This window comes from Corallococcus sp. CA047B, from assembly GCF_003612065.1.
GTDB classification, from domain to species: Bacteria; Myxococcota; Myxococcia; order Myxococcales; family Myxococcaceae; genus Corallococcus; species Corallococcus praedator.
The window spans coordinates 1-2,623 of record NZ_RAWD01000578.1 but is presented as its reverse complement, the minus strand read 5'-3'; the positions used below and the strand labels follow the sequence as shown (position 1 = coordinate 2,623).

Here is a 2,623-nt window from a genome sequence, read left to right as displayed (position 1 = left end):
ACCCCCGTCGCCGCCCCTGCCCTGCTCACCGCCGCGCCTGCGCCCGCTGAGGCTGGCGCCACGCCCGCCCGGCCAGACGGGCCCGGGGGAACGCCCGCCGCTCCCGCGCTGGAGATGGTGACGGCGGAGGCGCTGGAGCTGAACACCGCGGAGCCGCCCCGGACGGGTCCGGTGATTGGCATCGACCTGGGAACGACGAACTCGTGCGCCGCGTTCGTGCGCGGCAACAAGCCGGGCGTGTTGCCCAGCCGCGAGGGCCACAACACGGTGCCCTCCATCCTCGCCTTCAACCAGCGCGGCAAGCTGGTGGTGGGCCACCCCGCCAAGGGGCAGATGCTGACCAACCCGCGCCAGACGGTGTACGGCGCCAAGCGCCTGGTCGGCCGGCCGTACGGTTCGCCCATCGTCGAGCAGATCAAGGATCGCTTCCACTACGAGATCGCCGCCGGTCAGTCGGGCGAGGCGGCGGTGCGGCTGGGCGATCGCATCTATTCGCTCCAGCAGATCTCCGCGCTGATCCTCCGCGAGGTGCGCGAGGTGGCGCAGAACCAGCTGGGCCAGCCCATCTCGCGGGCGGTCATCACGGTGCCCGCCTACTACAACGACAACCAGCGGCAGGCGGTGCGCGAGGCGGGGAAGCTCGCGGGCCTGTACGTGGAGCGCATCCTCAACGAGCCCACGGCGGCGGCGCTGGCGTACGGCTACGGGCGCAAGCTCAACCAGCGGGTGCTGGTGTACGACCTGGGCGGTGGCACCTTCGACGCGTCGGTGCTGGAGCTGCACGACACCGTCTACGAGGTGATCTCCACCGGCGGTGACACGTTCCTGGGCGGCATCGACTTCGACAACGCCATCGTCGAGTACCTCCTGGAGGAGTTCCGGCAGCAGACGGGCCGGACGTTCCAGGGCGACCGCGTGGCCCTGCAGCGCATCAACGACGCGGCGGAGCGGGCCAAGTGCGCCCTGTCCGAGCGCTCCGAGATGCGGGTGCACGTGGCCTTCGTGACGATGATCGACAACAAGCCGTACGACCTGGACGTCACGCTCACGCGCCAGAAGCTGATTGCGCTGACGGAGAAGCTGGTCGACCGCACCGTGCAGGTCTGTGACGAGGTGCTGCAGGCCAAGGGGCTGAAGCCGCAGGACATCGACGAGGTGATCCTCGTCGGTGGGCAGAGCCGCTTCCCGCTGGTGCACGAGAAGATCACGAAGTTCTTCGGCCGGCCGCCCAGCAAGGGCGTGCACCCGGACGAGGCCGTGGCGCTGGGCGCGGCGCTCCTGGCGCACAGCCTGGGACAGCTGGAAGGCGTGGTGCTCATCGACGTGCTGCCCATGGCCATTGGCGTGGGGCTGCCGGGTGGGCGCTTCAAGCCGGTGCTGGAGCGCAACGTGGCGCTGCCGGCCTCCAAGATCTACACCCTCTCCACGCACCGGGATGATCAGACGGAGCTGGAGCTGTCCGTGTTCCAGGGCGACGCCGAACGGGCCCCGGACAACGAATACCTGGGCACGCTCCGGCTCGCGGGTCTGCCCAGGCGTCCGCGCGGCGCGGTGCAGGTGACGGTCACCTTCGAGGTCAGCAACGAGTCGCTGCTGAAGGTGATTGCCCGGGAGGCCACGACGGGCCGCGAGGTGGTCAGCACCTTCACCACGCGGGACACGCCCGAGGCCGTGAAGGCGCGCCTGGCCCAGACGGAACCCGAGCTGGGCCCGCTGCCTCCGACGCTTGCTCCTGGAGCAGGCAACAGTGCGTCGGCGGCCCACGCCAGCGGTGCGCGGAACGTGGCCACGGCGGCGCCTGTCGCACCGGTGCTGACACCGGACGCAGTGGTGGTGTCGAAGCAGAAGGGCTTCATGGGCTGGCTGAAGGGACTCTTCGGCCGCGCCTGATTTTCGCGACGCCAACCCCTGCTCCCTGAGTGGGCTGGCGACAACAGGTACGTAGCAGGGCCAGGCACGGCGAGTGCCTGCGGGATTGCGCGCAAGGGCTGCTAAGAAGTGTCGGCGCTTTTTCGACACTTCGGACGGCTCACCGTGCCTGACTTCTCGCGAACCCTTCCTGGCGTCCTGTTGAATCTCGCGGTGGGGCCTTCCGCCCACGCGCCGCTCTACACCTTCCTCGGAGAGGTGGACGGCGACGAGGTCGTGCTCAGCGCCTTCGAGCTGGACGTGCGCGCGCGTCGCATCGCCGCGGCGTTGCAGGCACGAGGCGCGGTGGGCGAGCGCGTGCTGCTGCTCTACCCGCCGGGCCTGGACTACGTCGCGGGCTTCTTCGGCTGCCTCTACGCGGGCGCGGTGGCGGTGCCCGCCTATCCGCCGGACCCGATGCGCCTGGAGCGCACCCTGCCCCGCCTGCGCGCCATCATCCAGGACGCGCAGGCGTCGGTGGTGCTCACCACGTCAGGCATCCTGGAGCTGTCGGACTTCGTCTTCGAGCAGGCGCCGGACTTCCGCGCGCTGCACTGGATGGCGACGGACGCGCTGCCGGAGGGCGGTGAGAAGGACTGGCGCACGCCGGACGTGGGCGCGGAGTCGCTCGCGTTCCTCCAGTACACGTCCGGGAGCACGGGCACGCCCAAGGGCGTGATGCTCACGCACGCGAACCTGCTGCACAACCTGGGGC

2 protein-coding genes are annotated in these 2,623 nt (G+C 70.2%); both read left to right on the top strand.

From position 1 onward, the window contains the following. The coding region (locus D7X74_RS41180; protein WP_120538373.1) for an Hsp70 family protein at positions 1 to 1,890 on the top strand (1,890 nt) is incomplete at its 5' end. Positions 1,891 to 2,082: 192 nt separating this feature from the next. Further along, the coding region (locus D7X74_RS41175; protein WP_233595893.1) for an AMP-binding protein at positions 2,083 to 2,623 on the top strand (541 nt) is incomplete at its 3' end.